The 19,450-nt window shown below is 48.3% G+C and carries 13 protein-coding genes and 5 pseudogenes; 4 read left to right on the top strand and 14 right to left on the bottom strand.

Annotated features, from left to right (window positions below; translation table 11 throughout):
- The first annotated feature begins 12 nt into the window (after positions 1 to 12).
- A pseudogene (locus tag M5E81_RS00095) lies at positions 13 to 308 on the top strand (DUF3847 domain-containing protein).
- A 73-nt stretch (positions 309 to 381) separates the two neighbouring features.
- On the opposite strand, the pseudogene M5E81_RS00090 reads toward M5E81_RS00095, so the two are convergent.
- Both M5E81_RS00090 and M5E81_RS00085 read right to left on the bottom strand, forming a co-directional pair.
- Positions 382 to 792, bottom strand: a pseudogene (locus M5E81_RS00090) (cysteine-rich VLP domain-containing protein); the annotation flags it as partial.
- A 258-nt stretch (positions 793 to 1,050) separates the two neighbouring features.
- Positions 1,051 to 2,514 (bottom strand): annotated as a pseudogene (locus tag M5E81_RS00085) (GTP-binding protein); the annotation flags it as partial.
- Between the two features lie 651 nt (positions 2,515 to 3,165).
- Between M5E81_RS00085 and M5E81_RS00080 the strand changes: the two are divergent.
- From M5E81_RS00080 to M5E81_RS00065, 3 genes and pseudogenes are all read left to right on the top strand, one after another.
- Positions 3,166 to 3,597 (top strand): annotated as a pseudogene (locus M5E81_RS00080) (PLP-dependent transferase); the annotation flags it as partial.
- A gap of 29 nt (positions 3,598 to 3,626) precedes the next feature.
- A pseudogene (locus M5E81_RS00070) lies at positions 3,627 to 4,807 on the top strand (MalY/PatB family protein).
- Positions 4,808 to 5,129: 322 nt separating this feature from the next.
- Positions 5,130 to 6,371: a hydantoinase/carbamoylase family amidase gene (locus tag M5E81_RS00065; RefSeq protein ID WP_249747554.1), complete on the top strand. Its 1,242-nt coding sequence runs from the start codon at positions 5,130 to 5,132 to the stop codon at positions 6,369 to 6,371.
- A 104-nt stretch (positions 6,372 to 6,475) separates the two neighbouring features.
- On the opposite strand, the gene M5E81_RS00060 is transcribed toward M5E81_RS00065, so the two are convergent.
- The 12 genes from M5E81_RS00060 to dnaA all read right to left on the bottom strand — a co-directional run bounded on the left by M5E81_RS00060 (position 6,476) and on the right by dnaA (position 19,450).
- Positions 6,476 to 7,810 (bottom strand): MATE family efflux transporter, encoded by a 1,335-nt coding sequence (locus M5E81_RS00060; RefSeq protein ID WP_272881133.1) that lies wholly within the window; start codon positions 7,808 to 7,810, stop codon positions 6,476 to 6,478.
- Positions 7,811 to 7,848: 38 nt separating this feature from the next.
- On the bottom strand, positions 7,849 to 10,299 hold the full coding sequence (gene gyrA / locus M5E81_RS00055; RefSeq protein ID WP_272881132.1) for a DNA gyrase subunit A: 2,451 nt from the start codon (positions 10,297 to 10,299) through the stop codon (positions 7,849 to 7,851).
- 69 nt (positions 10,300 to 10,368) lie between these two features.
- Complete coding sequence (locus M5E81_RS00050) at positions 10,369 to 11,133, bottom strand: sulfite exporter TauE/SafE family protein (RefSeq protein WP_009145456.1); 765 nt, start codon at positions 11,131 to 11,133, stop codon at positions 10,369 to 10,371.
- A 165-nt stretch (positions 11,134 to 11,298) separates the two neighbouring features.
- Positions 11,299 to 12,036 carry a thiamine diphosphokinase gene (locus M5E81_RS00045; protein ID WP_249747552.1) on the bottom strand — a complete coding sequence of 246 codons (738 nt, stop codon included), beginning with the start codon at positions 12,034 to 12,036 and terminating at the stop codon, positions 11,299 to 11,301.
- On the bottom strand, positions 12,036 to 12,335 hold the full coding sequence (locus tag M5E81_RS00040; RefSeq protein WP_009145458.1) for a hypothetical protein: 300 nt from the start codon (positions 12,333 to 12,335) through the stop codon (positions 12,036 to 12,038). The genes M5E81_RS00045 and M5E81_RS00040 overlap by 1 nt, the downstream gene beginning before the upstream one ends.
- A 32-nt stretch (positions 12,336 to 12,367) precedes the next feature.
- Positions 12,368 to 14,308: a DNA topoisomerase (ATP-hydrolyzing) subunit B gene (gene gyrB, locus M5E81_RS00035; protein ID WP_249747551.1), complete on the bottom strand. Its 1,941-nt coding sequence runs from the start codon at positions 14,306 to 14,308 to the stop codon at positions 12,368 to 12,370.
- Positions 14,309 to 14,310: 2 nt separating this feature from the next.
- Positions 14,311 to 14,571 carry an extracellular matrix regulator RemB gene (gene remB, locus M5E81_RS00030; RefSeq protein WP_009145460.1) on the bottom strand — a complete coding sequence of 87 codons (261 nt, stop codon included), beginning with the start codon at positions 14,569 to 14,571 and terminating at the stop codon, positions 14,311 to 14,313.
- On the bottom strand, positions 14,555 to 15,334 hold the full coding sequence (locus M5E81_RS00025) for a DciA family protein (RefSeq protein WP_009145461.1): 780 nt from the start codon (positions 15,332 to 15,334) through the stop codon (positions 14,555 to 14,557). The genes remB and M5E81_RS00025 overlap by 17 nt, the downstream gene beginning before the upstream one ends.
- A 2-nt stretch (positions 15,335 to 15,336) precedes the next feature.
- Positions 15,337 to 16,464, bottom strand: a complete 1,128-nt coding sequence (gene recF, locus M5E81_RS00020) for a DNA replication/repair protein RecF (protein ID WP_249747550.1) — start codon at positions 16,462 to 16,464, stop codon at positions 15,337 to 15,339.
- The gene (locus M5E81_RS00015) at positions 16,464 to 16,688 is read right to left on the bottom strand and encodes an RNA-binding S4 domain-containing protein (RefSeq protein ID WP_009145463.1); all 225 of its coding nucleotides are present in this window, start codon (positions 16,686 to 16,688) and stop codon (positions 16,464 to 16,466) included. Before M5E81_RS00015 ends, recF begins: the two co-directional genes overlap by 1 nt.
- An 11-nt stretch (positions 16,689 to 16,699) precedes the next feature.
- The gene (dnaN, locus tag M5E81_RS00010; protein WP_249747549.1) at positions 16,700 to 17,809 is read right to left on the bottom strand and encodes a DNA polymerase III subunit beta; all 1,110 of its coding nucleotides are present in this window, start codon (positions 17,807 to 17,809) and stop codon (positions 16,700 to 16,702) included.
- 261 nt (positions 17,810 to 18,070) lie between these two features.
- The gene (gene dnaA, locus M5E81_RS00005) at positions 18,071 to 19,450 is read right to left on the bottom strand and encodes a chromosomal replication initiator protein DnaA (protein WP_009145465.1); all 1,380 of its coding nucleotides are present in this window, start codon (positions 19,448 to 19,450) and stop codon (positions 18,071 to 18,073) included.

The following is a 19,450-nucleotide window of genomic DNA, read 5'->3' as shown; positions in this document are numbered from 1 at the left end:
GAGTGACCACCCATGACGAAACCGAGAGAAAAAAACGCGAGGAATTGCAAGCCGAGATTGAGGACGGGAAGAAGAAAATCCGGCAGCTTGAAAATCGGGAAAAGGTGTTGCGGCAAAAGTTATCCCAAGAGGAACGCAGGACGCGCAGCCATCGGCTGATCGTCCGGGGTGCGGTCTTTGAGAGCATTGTGCCAGAAGCAAAGACCATGACCGACGAAGAAGCCGCCGCCTTTCTCCGGCTTGCCCTGACGAGCGAGGAAGCGCGGGGCTATCTGAAAAAACGCACCGAGGGCGGGAAAAGCGAATAATCCCTTTGGTACAAAGGGCGCACTTATACACCCTTACGGGTGCGTGCGCTCTGCCGAGGGCTTGTCGGCACAGAGAGAAAGCCGCTTGCTTCCCTCTCTGACCGACATTGGCGGCTTTGCGTTTCTTCATGCACCCGGCGCAGCCGGGGCAGTATTTCCCCCGGTTGGATTTGGGGACAAAGGCCGCCCCGCAGACCGCGCAGCGTTTCAAGTCCTTATCCCGGAAAATTTCCGCTTCCAGCGTCCCGTCCAGCGGCAAGACCGCCCAGCGGAACCACTTACAGCAGAGCGAGAAAGAAACCGTCTGCGGGCAGGTGCAGGTGTCCCCATCATCAAGGACAATGCAGTTGCCGTCCTCACAGCAACAACACTCCCGGCGTATCAGGCTGCTGGCTCGTCTCTTCTGGGGCGGGGTTATGCGGTAGGGGGAGCCGTCCGGCCTGTGTTCCAGCGGCGGCAGGTGTTGATAGGGTCTTTTGCTCATGCGTCCCTCCGTTTTCTTTGGCGTGTTCTGTTTCCAAGGTGCTTGTCCATCGATGAACTATCCCAAGTCTACACCTTTTTGACCGCCTGTGCCGTATATCCAAGAGGTAGGAAATCAGCCTGAAAAACTCCCTATTTCCACGCTCTCGGATTTGTGATATAATCAAAAAAAGATAAAAGACAAATTCAGGTTTCTGGTCTTCTTGCACAAAATAAAGGAGGAGCTATTATGCAAATTGTTTATATTCCAAGCGAATCAATGTCTGTTCAAGGTAAAACGGATACCATCCCTGACAGCGTTTTGAAAACTCTGGTTCAAGTATCCCAGCGAAACCCGGCTCTCGTATTGTACACCGGAGCCAAGCGGGAGTGGTGTAACAGACAGTCCGATGGATGCCCAAAACGGGTTGGGCGGCACCTCGATATGGATGGTGTGGCTGGCTGCTTTGAGCGGCCGCTCCATATAAATGACGGTGGGTTCCTTTACCACTGTTTCAAGCTTGTATTTTTCCGACAGCAAAGCGGAAACAACCTCCAACTGCACCCGGCCCAAAAAAGAAAGAATGATCTCATGGGTGATGGAATCCACCTCGCAGCGCAAAAGCGGGTCAGTATCCGCAAGTTGCGTAAGAGCGTCCAGCAGCCGTTCTCTTTGCGCTGCCGTTTTCGGCGCAATCGACGTCCGCAGCATGGGGAGGGGGTCCTCACGCCACCTTTTACGAGGGAGCCGGGTTGGGTCCCCTAATACATCGTTTAACCTCACGCTGTCGCTGGGAAGGATAACAATTTCACCCGGATAAGCGGTGTCTGTCCGAACAATTTCCCCTTTGGATGGAATACGCATCTCTGTGATTTTCAGCTTTTCTCTCCCGGCCAGGGCCACCGTATCCCGCAGGCGCAGCGTTCCGCTGTATAGCCGTAGATAGACACGCCGCTGGCCGCAATCTGTATACTCCACCTTGAAAACGCTGCCGCATAGGGCGGCGCTCCCCTGTTCCCCAATCGGTTGGAACAGCCCTGTCACCGCATCCATCAACGGTTGAATGCCAAGGCCCTTTTTGGCGCTGCCATAATAGACCGGGAACAGGGAGGCGTCTTGAACCCGCCGCTGTTCCTCCCGCACAAGTTTTTCCCGGCTGATTGGTTCTCCTGCGATATACTTTTCCAATAATTTATCGTTATTTTCGATGACCGCATCCCATGCTTCTATGTCGGTATTTTCCTCCAGGACTATTTCCGGGGACAGCGACACCGTCTGCTTGATGATAATATCGGCGGAGAGCTTATCCCGAACAGACTGAACCACGCTCTGCAAATCAACGCCAGCCTGGTCGATCTTGTTGATAAAGATAACGGTGGGAATGTTCATTTTCCGCAGGGCATGGAACAGAATACGGGTCTGGGCCTGCACGCCATCTTTAGCGGAGATCACCAAGATGGCCCCATCTAAAACAGCCAAAGAGCGGTACACCTCCGCCAAAAAATCCATGTGGCCGGGCGTATCCACAATGTTAACTTTACATCTGTGCCACTGGAAGGAAGTGACTGCCGCTTGAATGGTAATCCCACGCTGCCGCTCCAAAAACATGGTGTCCGTCCTCGTTGTCCCTTTTTCGACGCTCCCCGGTTCTGAAATGGCTCCGCTGGCATATAGCAGGCTCTCCGTCAAGGTCGTCTTTCCAGCGTCTACATGGGCAAGAATTCCAATATTGATTATTTTCATGTGATTGTCCTCCCTTTACAGCCCCAAAGGGCATAAAAATCCCCAGCAGTAAAATACTTTTACCACTGGGGATTATAAGTTGCATACACATATACAGCATACACCTGTTTGTGATTGCTGTTTTTGGGGATATGTCAAAATTGATAAGGCAAAAGTATTCTTAAATTGGGTACAAAAAACTAAGCCCCTACAAAAGGAGCTATCATAATCCTTTGTTCCCACTATTTGATTATAGTTTTATTTAAGAATACCTTGCCGCATATTTTTTACTCCTTTTCTGGATTAAATCATTGTATCACATCAGTTTTAGGAAAGCAAGTACCTAAAAGAAATTTTTCTTCCCCTTATATGTAACAATCATACCGGCTTCCTAGCGTTCAGAATGTTTTCTGCTGTCTGCTGTGGTGTTTGGTTGGAATTGTCCAACCAAAAGCCGATCCGTGGTGTTGTCTGCATTTTACTAAATACAAATTCAATGTATACAGAAAGATATAAGGAGTGGGAGGGATTCCGCCGTAGTTGGCATTGTAGGAAAATCCAAAAGTTTAGATTTTCCCACAATGCTTATCTTTTGGTCTTTGGTTCGGAATAGTGTAGTGCTGGCGGTCTATCTCTTGTTTTCGGTTGCTTGCTTCCTTACCGTACATGAGCATTATCCGCGGTATCAAAACTCTGCCGCTGCGTATGGAGCAGCACCAGAAAAATGCTTTTACCATTGCGAAATGGCTGCAGAAGCAACCGCGTATACAATATGTTTTATATCCCGGTCTGGAAAATCATCCCGGTTATGAAATCAATAAAGCGCAGACCACCGGCTTCGGCGGCATGATTTCCTTTGCTGTAGACAACGCCGAAACAGCACTCCAAATTCTTGAGGGCGTCAAGCTCATCAAATTTGCCGAAAGCCTCGGCGGTACGGAAAGCCTGATAACCTATCCGATTCGCCAGACGCATACCGACCTTACTGCCGAAGAATGTGCCGAAAAGGGGATTACGGATTGTCTGCTGCGCTTCTCTACAGGCATTGAAGCAACGCAGGATCTTATTGAAGATCTGGCACAGGCCTTTACTGCAGTAGAATAATTTATAAGAATAAAGTTTGGTGATAAATTATGACTAAATACGATTTTAACAAAATAATCGACAGACGTAACACAGACTGCCTAAAATACGATTTTGCCATTCAACGTGGTCGTCCGGCCGACGTTTTGCCTTTTTGGGTAGCAGATATGGATTTTCCTATTGCCCGGGAAATACAGGAAGCACTTATTGAACGCTGCCAACATGCTATCTTCGGCTATAGCGAAAGCACAGAAGCATATTTTCACGCTGTCCGCGACTGGTATACTAAGCATTTTAACTGGAGCCCCAAAGCAGAATGGCTCACCAAGACTCCCGGCATAGTTTTGCCCTTGCCATGGCAGTAAAGGCCTTCACTAAAAAAGGTGAGGGCGTACTTGTACAGTAGCCGGTTTACTATCCTTTCAGCGAGCTTATCGAAGATAATGAGCGCAAGCTGATTAATTCACCGCTCATTCTGAAAAATGGTCATTATGAAATGGACTTTGCCGATTTGGAAGAAAAAATCGTCGCTAACAATGTTAAGCTGATACTTTTATGCTCACCGCATAACCCCGTAGGCCGTGTCTGGACACGCGCTGAACTGCAAAAGGTAGGCGATATCTGCCTTAAGCATGGTGTAATTACCGTAAGTGATGAAATTCACGGTGATTTCGTCTGGGGAAATAACTCTCAGACGGTTTTTGCAAGTTTGGGTGAGCAGTACGAGCAAAATTGCGTAATCTGTACTGCTCCCAGCAAAACCTTCAACATTGCCGGTCTGCAGGTATCCAATATCTTCATTCCCAACAAAAATTTACGTCGCCGCTTCCGCAAGCAGGTAGCGGCAGCAGGCTACAGCCAGGTAAACACCTTAGGCCTTGTTGCCTGTCAGGCGGCCTACACTTATGGCGAGGATTGGCTGCAGCAGGCGAAGGCTTATATCGAAGATAACATTAAATTTATTGATGCTTATCTGAAGCAGAACCTGCCGCAGATTAAGCTGCTCCAGCCTGAGGGGACATATCTGATTTGGCTCGACTGCAGCGCCTTAGGCCTTACAGCTGCTGAACGCGAGCAGTGGCTCTGGCATAAAGCACACCTCTGGCTCGACGGCGGCGGTATCTTCGGCAAAGAGGGAGAAGCCTTTGAACGTATCAACGTTGCCTGCCCCCGTGCGCTATTATTACAGGGACTTGAGCAGCTGAAGCAAGCTGTTCATGAATTAAATTAAATTTATTAATTTAATTATTTCTTCGATGTAACTGAAAAACTGCTGCCTTCTTTGTAGCAAAAGTAAAGGCAGCAGCTTATTTTTATTTTCGATATACCTTTGCAGTCTCATTATTCCGTCTTGTAAATTGACGCCGATTTGTATATAATGCAGATAAGCTATCCTATACTTGTTTTCTGTAACGCTCTTACCGGAGCAGATAAAACAGCGGAACAAATTGGTTTTAAAGCTATAATAAAATATAATAAACTTGATCTTTTTATGCTTTTGCCACTATGCAAAAGCATAATGAAGCAGGAAGGGAGCAGGAAGGGAGCATTATATGAAACGTGAACAAATAGCCAAAAACATTGTTGCCGATCTCAAGGAGCTGGCAGCCTTAACCTCTGATGCAGACGGAGCACAACGCGTTGCCTGGACACCGACATTCAAGAAAGCAACGGAATGGTTTACTCAAAAGATGCAGGCAGCAGGTGCCGATGTCTGGACCGATGCCGCAGGCAACAGCTGGGCCAAATTTGCCGGCGAAAGCAAGGAGTGCATTGTTATCGGCAGCCACCTCGATTCCGTACCTGACGGAGGCTGGCTGGACGGCGCTTTAGGCGTTGTAGCAGGCATGGGTATCGGTGCCTATGGTCTGGCAGATAAAAAGCCTGCCAAAACTCTTTACGTTGTCGGTTGGGCAGATGAAGAGGGTGTAGCTTTCGGTAAAAGCTGTCTTGGCAGCAGTGCTGTCAGCGGCATTGTCACGAGCAAGGATGTGCTGCCCTTAATCCATCAGGAAAACGGCCGCAGCTTCAGCGATGTCTGGCAGGAATACGGCCTTGATGCCAACAGAATAGGGGAGGCACACACAGCCTTTGCCAAGCTGCCTGTTAAAGCCTATTTGGAGCTGCACATCGAGCAGGCACCGCTGCTGGCTTTAGCCAAAAAAAGCGTAGCCTGTGTTTACGGCGTTTGCGGCTGCAACCGCCAGTACATCACCTTCCGCGGGCAGCAGGGACACTGCGGTTCTCCGGTTGCTTTGCGTCAGGATGCCTTTATTGCGGCAGCGCAGACCACCCTTGATTTACGTGAAATTGCCCTCAAATATGATTCCTATTGCACTGTAGGCAATATTGAGGTCAAGCCTGACCTGACTACTATTTCTCCGGGCTATTGCCGCATTTCGCTGGACCAGCGCAGCATTAAGCCGGAAACAATGCAAACGATAGTTGCAGAAGCCAAGGCTGCGGCGCAAAAGCATGCGCAGGATGGCAGGCTCACTGTAGAGTTTGAGCCTATCTGGCAGGCAGCACCGATTCTGTTTGATGCGCAGCTGGTAGCGGACTGCAACGCTGCCGTAGAGGAGGAAACAGGTGCAAGACACAGCATGTATTCCGCACCGCTGCATGATGCCGTGCCTCTGAATGCCGTTGTACCTTCGGTAATGATGTTCGCCCAATCCGATCCCGGTATTTCTCACTGCAAGGAAGAAAACACACCGCAGCCGCAGCTGGAGGAGGCAATCCGTGCCTTCATCCGTCTGGCGGAAAAAGAGCTGAGAACTAGCTTTGCAGAGTAAGCACTAAAGTCCGCTGCAACCTTGCAACAAAATAATTTTATATATTTATACGACAAAAGCAGCTTCTGCGATGCAGAAGCTGCTTTGCTTTTTATACGGCATATTTATTTTATTAAATCCTTCAATCCGCGTATCCGCATAACCTTCCAGGTAAAGCACAGACTGCGCAGCGACTGGTCCAAAAACATCGGTACCCAGGCGCCCACAATACCAAGCTTGCAATAATAGATAAAGAAAGCCGTCATCAGAGGACGCAAAACGGTAATCAGCACAAAGGAATAGACGGCAACGGCAGTAGTCTGACCGCTGCCACGCAATATACCTGCAGTAATAATCGTATGCCCCTGCGGTATGCAAACTGCTGCCACCCAGAACATTAACGTCTCACTGAGAGCAAGTGCCTGCGCATCCTGCGAATAAACGCTGAAAATCGGCACGCGTGCGGCATACAGGATAATAAAAGAGGCAACGGAAAGTCCCAGGCCCCATTTAAAGCCTATACTGCGGCAGCGCTTCCAGGTTGCATAATCAGCGGCACCGCGCATCTGCCCGGCAAGCACCATATTAGCCTTACCGAAGCCGAAGATAAAATCATAAGAAAAATCGCAGATATTATAGCAAATGCTGTGTACTGCATAGGGCAGAGTACCAAGACGCGCAGTCATCCAGCCATAGGCCAGCATACCGATGCGTTCCGCTCCCAGCTCACTGAAAACACCGCCGAATACCGGCATAAATTCCCGCCAGAAGATTTTATCCGGCAGCTGCAGCAGACCGTCACTGAAAAAGCCCTCTTGCTTAATAATACAGACGGTTATACCAAGAGTACACAGAGAGCCGATAATCGTGCTGATTGCCGCGCCACGCACACCCCAGCCGGCAAAACTGCCGAAGCCGGTAATGAGAAAATAATTGCAGACGATATTCACTACATTGCCGACAATATTGCTTTTCATAATAGCGCTTGTCCGGCCTACACCTAACAAGGTTCCCTGTAACAAGAGTGACAGTGAGTTTAGCAGTACTGCAGCTACGGCAATATTGCCGTAAGCCAGCGCCAGCTCCAGATAATCCCTCTGCGCGCCCATCAGCACCACCAGCTTCTCAAAAAAGCCGTAAAATAGCAGATGCAGCACTACAAGCAGGATACTGCTGACAGTAAAGCTTTGGCGCAGCAAAACCTTAATAGTGGAATATTGTCCGGAACCGAATTTATTCGCTGTCAGAATCGTAACTGCTGATGCCAGTGAGCGCGATACTGTCAGCAGTACCAGGCGCAGTGGCAGAAAAATACTTACCGCTGCTATGGCCTTAGCACCCAATACGCCTACCATAATTAAATCAGCCGCAGCCAGAAAGGTCATAAAAATGCCCTCCAACGCAGCGGGGAGGGCAATACGCAAATATTTACCTGTTAATGAATCATTAAAGCTCTTCATTTTCTAGAAAACACATACGTTAAAACAAATAAACAAATTTATTCAGCATCCTCTTCATGATGAATTGCTGCCAAAGAAACAACCTTGTCATCATCGTTCAAGGTCATCAGCTTTACGCCCTGGGTATTACGGCCATATTGGGAAATCTGGTCCACATCGGTACGGATAATCAGACCGGCTGCAGTAATCATCATGATTTCCTGATCCGGATTAATAACCTTCATGCCGATTACCAGACCGGTTTTTTCGGTAATCTTCATGTTGATTATACCCTTGCCGCCACGAGTCTGCTTACGGTATTCCTTAACCTCGGTACGCTTGCCCATGCCGAATTCAGTTGCCGTCAGCACCTCGGAATCCTCATCGGAAACGCTGTCCATAGCTACAACCTCATCGCCGTAGTTGAGGGAAATACCCTTTACGCCATGTGCGGTGCGTCCCATAGTGCGTACATCCTGCTCATCAAAGCGGATGGCAATACCGTTACGGGTTGCCAAAATGATTTCGCTGTTGCCGTCAGTAAGCTCTACACCGATCAGGTCCTCATCATCGTCCAGATTAATAGCAATCATGCCGTTTTTGCGAACGCTTTCCAGATCCTTAAGGTTGATTTTCTTGACGGTACCCTTATTGGTAGCCATAAACATGTACTGCTCTTCTCTGAATTCCTTCACCGGAATAACAGCTGTAATCTTTTCACCGGGCATCAATGCCAGCAGATTGATAATAGCTGTGCCCTTGGCAGTGCGGCTTGCTTCGGGGATTTCATAGCCCTTCTGGCGATATACACGGCCACGGTTGGTGAAGAAGAGAATGTTATGGTGAGTAGTGGAGAGGAAGAGATGCTCTGCGGAATCATCAATCTTCTTGCCGCTGCCGCCGGTTTTGCCTACGCCGCCGCGTTTTTGGCTGCGGAAGTTGTCCAGAGTCTGGCGTTTGATATAGCCCTGATGGCTGATGGTTACAACGATATCCTCTTCGGCAATCAGATCCTCAATATCCATTTCGGAGCTGTCGATGGAAATTTCGGTACGACGCTCGTCACCAAAGCGCTTCTTCATTTCCTGAAGGTCTTCCTTAATAATGTTCATAACCTTGTGCTCATCTGCCAATACGCTTTCCAGCCAATCAATGGTTTCCAGCAGGTCGGCATATTCTTCGTCAATCTTCTTGCGCTCCAGGCCGGTCAGGCGCTGCAGACGCATATCCAAAATAGCCTGTGCCTGACGCTGGCTCAGCTTAAAGTTTTCCATCAAAGCGGTGCGGGCAATTTCTGCTGTCGCGCTACCGCGGATGGTGCTGATTACAGCATCAATATTATCCAGGGCAATCTTTAAGCCCTCTAAGATGTGAGCTCTGTCCTTGGCCTTGCCCAGCTCGTAGCGGGTACGTCTGGTAATAACGTCCTTCTGGTGCTCCAGATAGTATTCCAGCACCTGCTTAAGGTTCAGGACACGCGGCTGGCCGTTAACCAGCGCCAGCATGATGATGCCAAAAGAGCTTTGCAGGGCGGTATGCTTGTACAAACGGTTCAGAACAACGTCAGGAACAGCATCACTCTTCAGCTCAACAACAATCTTCATGCCGTCTTTAAGGCTGGAGAAGTCATCAACCTTGGTAATGCCTTCGATTACGCCGTCCTTAGCCAGGTTAGCAATATCCTTAATCAGGTTAGCTTTATTAACCTGATAGGGGATTTCGGTAATAACGATATGGTGCTTACCCTTGTTGGCAGGCACGATTTCAGCCTTAGCGCGGATTTTTACTACGCCACGGCCGGTGTTATAAGCGCTGGTAATACCTTCTTTACCCAAAATGCAGGCACCTGTCGGGAAGTCAGGACCTTTGATAGCCGTCATCAGCTGCGGAATTTCCACATCCGGGTTATCAATCAGCATAACAAGGCCGTTAACAACCTCGCACAGATTGTGCGGAGGAATATTGGTAGCCATACCTACCGCAATACCGGCACTGCCGTTAATCAGCAGAGCAGGGACCTTTGAAGGAAGTACGCTAGGCTCTTTTAAGGATTCATCATAGTTAGGTACAAAATCAACTGTATCCTTTTCGATATCCTCCAGCATTGCCTCAGCAATTTTAGCCATACGTACCTCGGTATAACGCATTGCTGCCGGACTGTCGCCGTCAATACTGCCGAAGTTACCATGGCCGTCTACCATCAGATAGCGGGTAGAGAAATCCTGCGCCAGGCGCACGATTGCATCATATACGGAACTATCACCATGCGGGTGATATTTACCTAAAACGTCACCGACGATACGAGCGGATTTTTTATAGGGCTTCGTCGGAGTCATGCCTGCTTCCTGCATTGCGTATAAAATACGGCGATGTACAGGCTTCAAGCCATCGCGGACATCAGGTAAAGCACGTTGGATGATAACGCTCATCGCATAATCGATATAGGATTTTTGCATTTCCTCTTCGATATATACGGGAAGAACTTTACCAGTGGTATTTTCTAAATCCACTTTATCACCTTTCCTTTACAAAAAACAATATTACAACCAGATAACTGAGGCAAAAGGCCTCACCTCAGGTTATTTTAATAATATCTCATAAACCTGCTTGCCAATCAGCAGGGTGGTAACCAATAAATACAAGGGACGCACATAGGAAGCACCCTTTTTAATTGCCAGTCGGGTACCGACAACAGCACCGGCAATCATTGCCGCAGCCATAATTAGGCCGTAGCTCCAGATAATCGTGCCGCTGACAGCGAAGGATACCAACGCTCCCACGCCGCTGGCAAAATTCAACGCCTTGGCATTACCGGCAGCCGTTACAAAATCATATCCCAAATATAAAAAGCCAAAAATTAGGAAGGAGCCTGTACCGGGACCGAAGAAGCCATCATAAAAGCCCATGGCAAACGCCATAACGATGGCACCGATTAAAGCCTGCATACCAAGCTTTTCTACCGTACCGGCATCGCCCCAATCCTTACGGCGATAGGTATAAACAGCAACAGCAACCAAAAGCACGACGATAATATTTTTCATCAGCTGCTCCGGCAGCAGATAAACTACGTAGGCACCTAAGGCTGAACCGATAAAGGAAAGCGGCATCAGCGTAAAGGCTGCCTTTTTTATTTTACCGGCGCGCCAAAAGGAGAGCACGCTGGTAAAGCAGCCGATAGAGGCTGCCAGCTTGTTTGTTCCCAAAGCATATGGAACAGGCAAGCCTAGGCTCAACAGGGCAGGGGTGGAAATTAAACCGCCGCCGCCGACAGTAGAATCAATAAACGAAGCTATAAAGCCTGATACAATCAGGAAAATAACTGTCGTAGTATCTAAATTCGCCACAAAAGTTTCCAAAAAATTCCCCTCATTTCAGTGGCTAGTAATTAGTTGTTAGTAGTTAGCAAGCGGAACTCATTATGCCAAATATCAGGCTGCACGGCTTCACTGCACACTATTTACTAATCACTGCTTACTTTTCACTGTACACTATACACTATTAACTTTTAACTATTTACTTCCTTCCGCCCAACGGATATAGATTCCTAAAGCACCGCTGTGACAGGTGCAGCGGATTTTTTCGGTACCTTCCAGAACCTCATTGCTGATAGCGTAAGGGTAGAGCTGGCGCAGTGTTGCCTGCTGCAAGGGCCAGCGCACGCCGGTAAAATCTACTACCGTGCTTTCGCTTAAGGGCAGCAGTGAAACAGCTTCCTCCGCAGCCTGCAGCTTCAGCTCTACGCTTTCGCCCTCTGTCAGCAGCAGCATAAATTCCTTGTCATCCGCCAGTATAACACTGCAGCCACGCTGCTTTTTTACTCCCAGAAGAGTATAAACGTTGCTGTATAAATGGTCGAAGCGTCCGCCCCAAATACCGCTGGCAAGAATGTCTCCCTCAGGAAGATTATGCAGCAGCAGCTGCAGGTCGGTATCATCCTTAGCAGGATTAAAGCTGTGCACCTCTGTGCCTGCAGCACGCGCCTGCCTGTAAACAGCCTGCGATGAGCTGTCGCAGTCACCGAACAGCTCCGCCGGCACACAGCCGGCTGCAAAGCAATACTCGGCGCCGCGGTCGGCGCAGTAAATTTTCTTATCGCTGCTGACGCTGTGCAGCCACTCAGTTTTCGGTCCGCGTCCGCCTGCAACCACCAGCAAAGTGTCAGCAGGGGAAAGTGCAGCAGCGTGATGTTTCACGTGAAACATTACGCGCAGCTCCAGCTCAGGCAATACAAAAAGCTTAGCAGCCATTATTTTTTCGCTACAGCGACAGGCTTAATCACAATTTGGCCGTTTTCCTTAAGAACCTTCCAGGTGCAGTCACCATTCTTGTTCTTCAGCCATTCCATGCTGATTTCCAGAAGAAAACGGTTCAGACGCTCCTGCGCATCCTCCGGCAGCAGCAGCTCTTTTTTAGCAGGTGCCTTAGCACCCTTTAATTTGCTTTGCTTATCCTTTTCATCCGCATACATACCATTTTCAAAGGTCAGCTCTTCGCTGAAGCCCTTCAGCATATCTGCATCGGAAAGTCCTTTTTTAATTTTAACCATTTAAAGCACCTCTTTTTATGCTACAAGCCTGCTTACAGGTCCAGGTTACGAACCTTCTTAGCATTGTCCTCGATAAACTGACGGCGCGGCTCAACCTTATCGCCCATCAGAATGGAGAAAATGCGATCTGCTTCCGCAGCGTCTTCCAGATGAACCTGCAGAATAGTACGTGCAGCAGGATCCATAGTTGTTTCCCACAGCTGGCCGGGGTTCATCTCGCCTAAGCCTTTGTAACGCTGTACATACGGGTTAGTATCGCGGCCAACCTCGTCGAGGATTTCCTGCAATTCTTCATCGCTATAAGCGTAGTAATGCTGCTTCTGGTTTTTACGGATTAAATACAGCGGCGGCTGTGCAATAAACACATGGCCTTCCTTAATCAGGGGCTGCATATAACGGTAGAAGAAGGTCAACAGCAGCGTACGGATATGCGCACCGTCGACGTCGGCATCTGTCATAATAATAATCTTGCCATAACGTGCCTTCTCCAGATTAAAGTCATCGCCGATACCACAGCCGAAGGCGGTAATCATATTACGGATTTCTTCACTGCTCAGCACCTTATCAAGACGTGCCTTTTCTACATTAAGGATTTTACCGCGCAGCGGCAAAATAGCCTGGAAATCACTGTTACGTCCCTGCTTGGCACTGCCGCCTGCAGAGTCACCTTCGACCAGATAAATCTCGGTATCCTCAACGTTACGGCTCTTGCAGTCAGCCAGCTTGCCGGGAAGTCCGCCCAAATCCATAGCGTTCTTACGGCGTGTAAGCTCGCGCGCCTTGCGTGCTGCCAAACGGGCGCGTGCAGCAACAATAGCCTTTTCCACCAGCTTTTTGGCAACCTGCGGATTTTCCTCCATAAACTCGGCCAGAGTATCGCCGACCAGATTATCAACGATAGGCATAACCTCGCTGTTGCCCAGCTTAATTTTAGTCTGGCTTTCGAACTGCGGGTTCTGCACCTTCAGGCTCAGAACTGCGGTTAAGCCCTCACGCACATCATCACCGCTCAGCGCATCCTCATTTTCCTTGAGCATATTGGTTTTACGCGCATAAGCGTTAATTGTGCGTGTCAGCGCCTTACGGAAGCCGCTGAGATGAGTACCGCCTTCTTCGGTGTTGATGTTGTTGACATAGGTGAAAATATTCTCGCTGTAGGTATCACAATATTGCATTGCAACCTCAACGATAACAGCATTCTTTTCACCCTCCAGATAAATCGGCTTCGGATTTATTTTATCCTTATCCTTATCCATAAATTCAACGTATTCGATAATACCGCCGGCAAAATGGAAGGTTTCACTCTTATCCTCGGCACGTTCATCGGTCAGGGAAATAGTAATGCCCTTATTCAAAAAGGCCAACTCGCGAATACGCAGACGCAGAGTATCATAGCTGTATTCCGTTTCCGTAAAAATGGTAGCGTCAGGTTTGAAATGTACTGTGGTACCGGTAGTTTCGCAATCGCCCTTTTCGTAAAGCTTTTTCGAGGTTTTACCCTTAGCAAACTCAATGCCGTAGCATTTGCCGCCGCGGCGCACCTCAACCTCCATGTGCTCACTCAAAGCGTTAACGCAGGTAACACCGACACCATGCAGACCGCCGGAAACCTTATAGCCGCCGTCACCGAACTTACCGCCTGCATGCAGTACTGTCATGATAACCTCAACAGCAGGCTTCTGTTCCTTTTTCATCATATCCACGGGAATGCCACGGCCGTTATCGATAACCGTAATGCTGTTATCCTTATGGATAATTACCTTGATATCACTGCAGTAGCCGGCCAAAGCCTCGTCAATACTGTTGTCCACAACCTCATACACCAGATGGTGCAGACCGCGGGAGGACGTACTGCCGATATACATAGCAGGTCTTTTGCGTACAGCCTCCAGGCCCTCTAAAACGTGAATCTGTTCCGCGTTATAGTTACCCTTGACCGCTGTAGCTTCTTCAATATCAATATCCTGGGTCATATTTACCTCCGTTTTAAAATTTCTAAATTAGTATAGACAGCGCCGTCCAGAAAACCTGATTCAGCGCGTTTTTTCAAAGTCACCGAAGAAATCGAGGACAAATACATTGTATCATCGGTCAGAACGCAGCTGTAATAGCCTTCGCCGCCGGAAGCATCGACTACCTTATAGCGGGAGCCGTACTTCTTGACGAAATCGTCATAAACCACTGACTGAGGGTGATTCAAATTAAAAATAGCGATTATTTCACTGTTTTTTACCATGTAATCTACTCCCAAATGCAGATACACCCTGATCCCTCCTTAAATAAGTCAAAGCATTTTCATACAGTGCAAGGGTAATGTCCTCAGGCTGCTTTTCCAGCAGAAACATTACCGCCAACAGGCTTTCCTTCTTATCGGCAAAGCCGCAGCGCACCCGTTCAAAATAGTAGCTTTGTAAGTTTTCCTTTACAGCCGTAAATAATATTTTATCACATTTATAGTAGGCCAGACAATCTTCATACTTCAGCCAGGGCTGAATCCGCAGCAGCTCCGCCAGCTTGCTGCGCAGCTCCTCGCGCTGCTCGCGCTCGCAGATGCTGCACATATCCAGTCCCTTGCGCATTTGGGCACCGCATATTGGGCATTTGGTATATTCCGCAGGCGGTTCAGGCGGCTCGGCCTGCTTTTCCTTTTGCTGCTGCTTTCTGAAAAAGCTGCCGGTATGAAAATAAACCTTTTTAATCAGCACGCGTCCCAGCAAAAAGGAGTTGATTTTTTGCAGAAACAGCTGCTGCATCATATAAAGCTCGTTGGCCAGCATACTGTTGGCCGTGCGCACATAAAGCTCGCTGCCGCTGATTTTTTCGATAGCACAGCTGCGCGCCAGATTTTCGCCCACAATCTCCGTCCATCTGCTTTCCAGATAATGCTGCAGATAGGCCAGCTTGATTTCCGGCGATATATAAGCCTTTTTATAGGTACGGCGCGGATCAAACAGACGGCGGATAACCTCCTCCGCAGCCTCTAAATTCTCAGCATACATAATCAGGCCTCGCTTATACTGCCACCGGAAATTTTAAAGTAAGCATTACCGGCGAGCTCCGGTATCAGCTCGCGGTCATTTACTGTAATAAAGGTCTGCACTCTGCCGTCAATAAACAGCAGCAGCTGAGCGCGGCGGCTGTTATCAAGCTCGCTCATTACGTCATCCAAGAGCAGAACAGGGAATTCGCCCAGCTCGTTTTTGACATACTGCAGCTGCGACAGCTTCAGTGCCAGAGCACCGCTGCGCTGCTGCCCCTGTGAGCCGAAGGCCCGCAATGAAAGACCGTTGAGCAGAAGCTGCAAATCGTCGCGGTGGGGACCGATGCCCGTATTACCGCGCAGAATATCAAGGCGCTGACGCTCCGACAGCTGTTCACGGTAAAAATCCTCTGCTGCCTCCTCGGCAGACTGCGGATAGAGCAGAGTGCTGTTGTTAGCCTTCTGCTCATAGCGCACCTGCAGCATTTCGCTGCCCTTGGTAATGGATGAATAAATCTCTCCGGCAATAGCCTGCAGCTTGCCCAAAGCCGCCAAACGTCTGCGGACAATAGCTGCCGCCAGACGGATGAACTCCTCGTTCCAGGGCTGCAGTATATCAGGAGTGCCGCCGTTATCGCGCAGCTCCTTCAAAAGACGGTTGCGCTGCTGCAGAACACGGTTATACTTCAGCAGCAAATCGTAGTAGACAGGATCTGTCTGGGCAATCTGCATATCAAAGAAGCGGCGTCGCAATGCAGGCTCACCCTTGACCAGCTGCAGGTCCTCCGGCGAAAACATCACCGTATTCAGGGCACCGTAATGCTCCTTGGGACGCACGCGCGCACCGTCGAGCAGTATTTCCTTCTGCCAGCGTTCATGCTGACGGTATTTTTTTATTTTTACCTCATGGCTGCCGCTGAAGCTGGCATATTCCACGCCTACGGCCATAGCGTCGGCACCCATTTTCAGCATTTCCTCTTCGGCGGAGGTACGGTGCGACATACCGAAGGCACTGTAAAAAATAGCCTCCAGCAGATTAGTTTTTCCTTGGGCGTTCTGCCCGTAAAAAACATTAATCATAGATGAAAGCTGCAGGCTGCAGCTTTCATAGTTGCGGAAATTAACCGCATAAAGACTGTTGATTTTCATTAAGCTTCTTTGGCAACGGTCAGCTCTATCTGGTCATCAATATTTACTACATCGCCGGGATGTACCTTTTTACGTTTTTCCGTTACCAGCTGGCCGTTCAGGCGGACAACGCCATCTTCAACCATCAGAAATGCCTGGCCTCCGGTATCAGCAACACCGGAAAACTTCAGCAGCTTATCCATAGTAATAAATTCTGTTGTGATTTCTACAGTTTCTTTTTGCATAATTCCGCTCCTTAGAAAACAACACGTACCGGTGTTACGATGTAGGTATAATCCGGTTCATCGGCACAGGTAACACATACCGGGCTGAGAGAGGTATTCATGGATAAAACAGCTTCCTCTGCTTCCAGGTTCTTCAGGATATCCAGAATATATTTGGCATTAAAGGCAACATTTAGCGGATCACCGATAGTCTGGCAGGAAACAACCTCCAGGCCGGTACCTACATCCGGGCTGCTGCTGGTAATAGTAATTTCGTCGGCAGCTACGCTCATTTTGATGATGCTGTAATCACCGTCGGTAGAGAAAAGAGCAACACGCTCGACAGCGCCGGCAAGCTCTTTGATGTTTACCTTACTGGTCAGAGCGAATTTCGGCGGAATAACACGGCGATAATCAGGGAACTGACCTTCAATCAGACGGGAAACAATAACTATATTATCGATAACAACCATAATCTGGTTATTGAGCAGGGAAATAAGTACCTGCTGCGGTACCTCACCTGTCAGGTTACGGGAAATTTCGCCCAAAACCTTGGACGGAATAATCATGCTGAGCTCTTCATTTCCCTCATAGGGCAGAGATTTGATAGCCAGACGATGGGTATTGGTGCCGACGAAGGTAATTTTGCCGTCTTTAGCTTCTACCAGAATACCGGTAAACAGAGGTCTTGCTTCATCGGTAGAGCAGGAGAAGATAGTCTTTTTAATCAGTTCTTTAATCATGCCGTCATCAAGGGCAATGGTTCTGTCTGCATCAAAGGTGGGAAATTTAGGATAATCATCTTCATTCATTAAGAAGAGCTGATATTCGGATTTTCCGGAGCTTACTTTAATAGAGTGCTTTTCTTCATTTTTGCTGATAGTCAGGCTTTCAGCAGGCAATTTACGGATAAGGTCGGCAAAGTGCTTGGCAGAAACAACTATTTCCCCCGATTCGCTGATTTCCGCATCAATGGTGCAGGAAATAGCCATATTTAAATCCATAGTCTGTATTTCCAGCTTGTTATCTGCTGCGATAACATGGATACCGGAAAATATAGGTGTGCTTGGTTTGGAAATAATTGCTCTTTGAACTGTCTGGATTGCTTTATTTAAGCTGTTGGTATTACAGGAAATTATCATTTGTTCACAGTCCTCCTTGTTTTTTTAATACTGTTATAATATATAAAAAGTAGTCGACGTAGTAGTAGGGTCTGTTAGTTGTGGGGAAAAGTGCTTTGAGCGTAGCTGTTATGCATTATTTCCCATGTATATAAGGCTGTTGATAACCGGGAAATAATATACACATAATCTACAGGCTAAAATTTTATCAACTTATGCTCAAAAGTTATACACAGTTTAAAGGGGAGTTATCAACAGTTTTTGTGGATAATTTTTTTACTGTTATTGCCGCAGGATTTCGATGATTTCCTGCAGCTCGTTTTGGAAGGCGAGGTTACTGTTTTTGAAGTTGCTTATTTTTTCGTAAGCATGGATAACGGTGGTATGGTCGCGTCCGCCGAAGAGCTCACCGATACGCGGATAGGATAAATCAGCCAGCTCACGGCAAAGATACATAGCAACCTGGCGCGGGAAGGCAATGTTTTGCGTACGCTTTTTGTTGAACAGCTCGTCCTGCTTAACATTGTAGTGGTCGGCAACAACCTTGATGATGCCTTCATAGGTGATGGTTCTGGTTTTGATATCGTTGCCCATGTCGGAAAGAACCTTTTGCGCGGTTTCTACAGTGATGGGCATGTGCATGAGGGAGGTGTATGCTACTATTTTATTGTAGGCACCCTCGATTTCACGGATGTTGGTGGCGATGTTGGTGGCCAGCAGGGTGATGACCTCAGTCGGCAGGACGATATTGTCCGATGCGGCCTTGGTACGCAGGATAGCCATACGTGTTTCCAAATCCGGAGTCTGGATATCTGCTGTGAGGCCCTGATCAAAACGGGAACGCAGGCGGTCCTCTAAGGTTTCGATTTCGCGCGGAGGACGGTCACTGGAGATGATGATCTGTTTATCGGCATCCTTCAGTGCATTAAATGTATGGAAGAATTCTACCTGCGTCTGCTCCTTGCCCTTCAGAAACTGGATATCGTCGATAATCAGGCAGTCAATATTGCGGTATTTCTGGCGGAAGGCCTCAGTTGTTTTGTTCTGGATGGAATTGATGATTTCGTTGGTGAATTTTTCACTGGAGGTGTAGAGTACCTTCATGCTGGGGTTGTTCTGCTTAATGCGGTTGCCGATAGCGTGCATTAAGTGTGTTTTGCCCAGACCAACGCCGCCGTACAGGAAAAGCGGGTTGTAGGCGTGTGCCGGGTCATTGGCTACTGCCTGCGCTGCCGCATGGGCGAAGCGGTTGGAGTTGCCGATAACGAAGGTTTCAAAAACGTATTTGGGGTTCAGGTTGCTTTCATCGGGCTGCTGCACAGAGGTATTTTCATTAAACAGCTGCTGCTGTTCGCGCTTGGCAGGTACAGCCGGCATTTCTTCAGCTGCTTCCGATCCGCTGCTGCCGTTGTCCATGGTTTCGATGATGAGCTTGATATTTTTGCTCATAATGCCGGCCAGGACACCCTCGATAACCTGAGCGTAGTTTTCCTCCAGCATTGTTTTAAAGAAGTCGTTTTTGACAGCTACTTTATAGTAGGTATCTGTCACCTCTAACGGCATAATCGGCTTAATCCAGACATTAAAGACTTTTTCATTAAAGGATTCCTTTAATTTGTCCTTACATCTGACCCAGATTTCCGCTAAATCATAGGAATTCAT

This window comes from Phascolarctobacterium succinatutens (assembly GCF_023497905.1).
Classification (GTDB): domain Bacteria; phylum Bacillota; class Negativicutes; order Acidaminococcales; family Acidaminococcaceae; genus Phascolarctobacterium_A; species Phascolarctobacterium_A succinatutens.
This window is presented reverse-complemented; position numbering and strand designations above follow the sequence as displayed.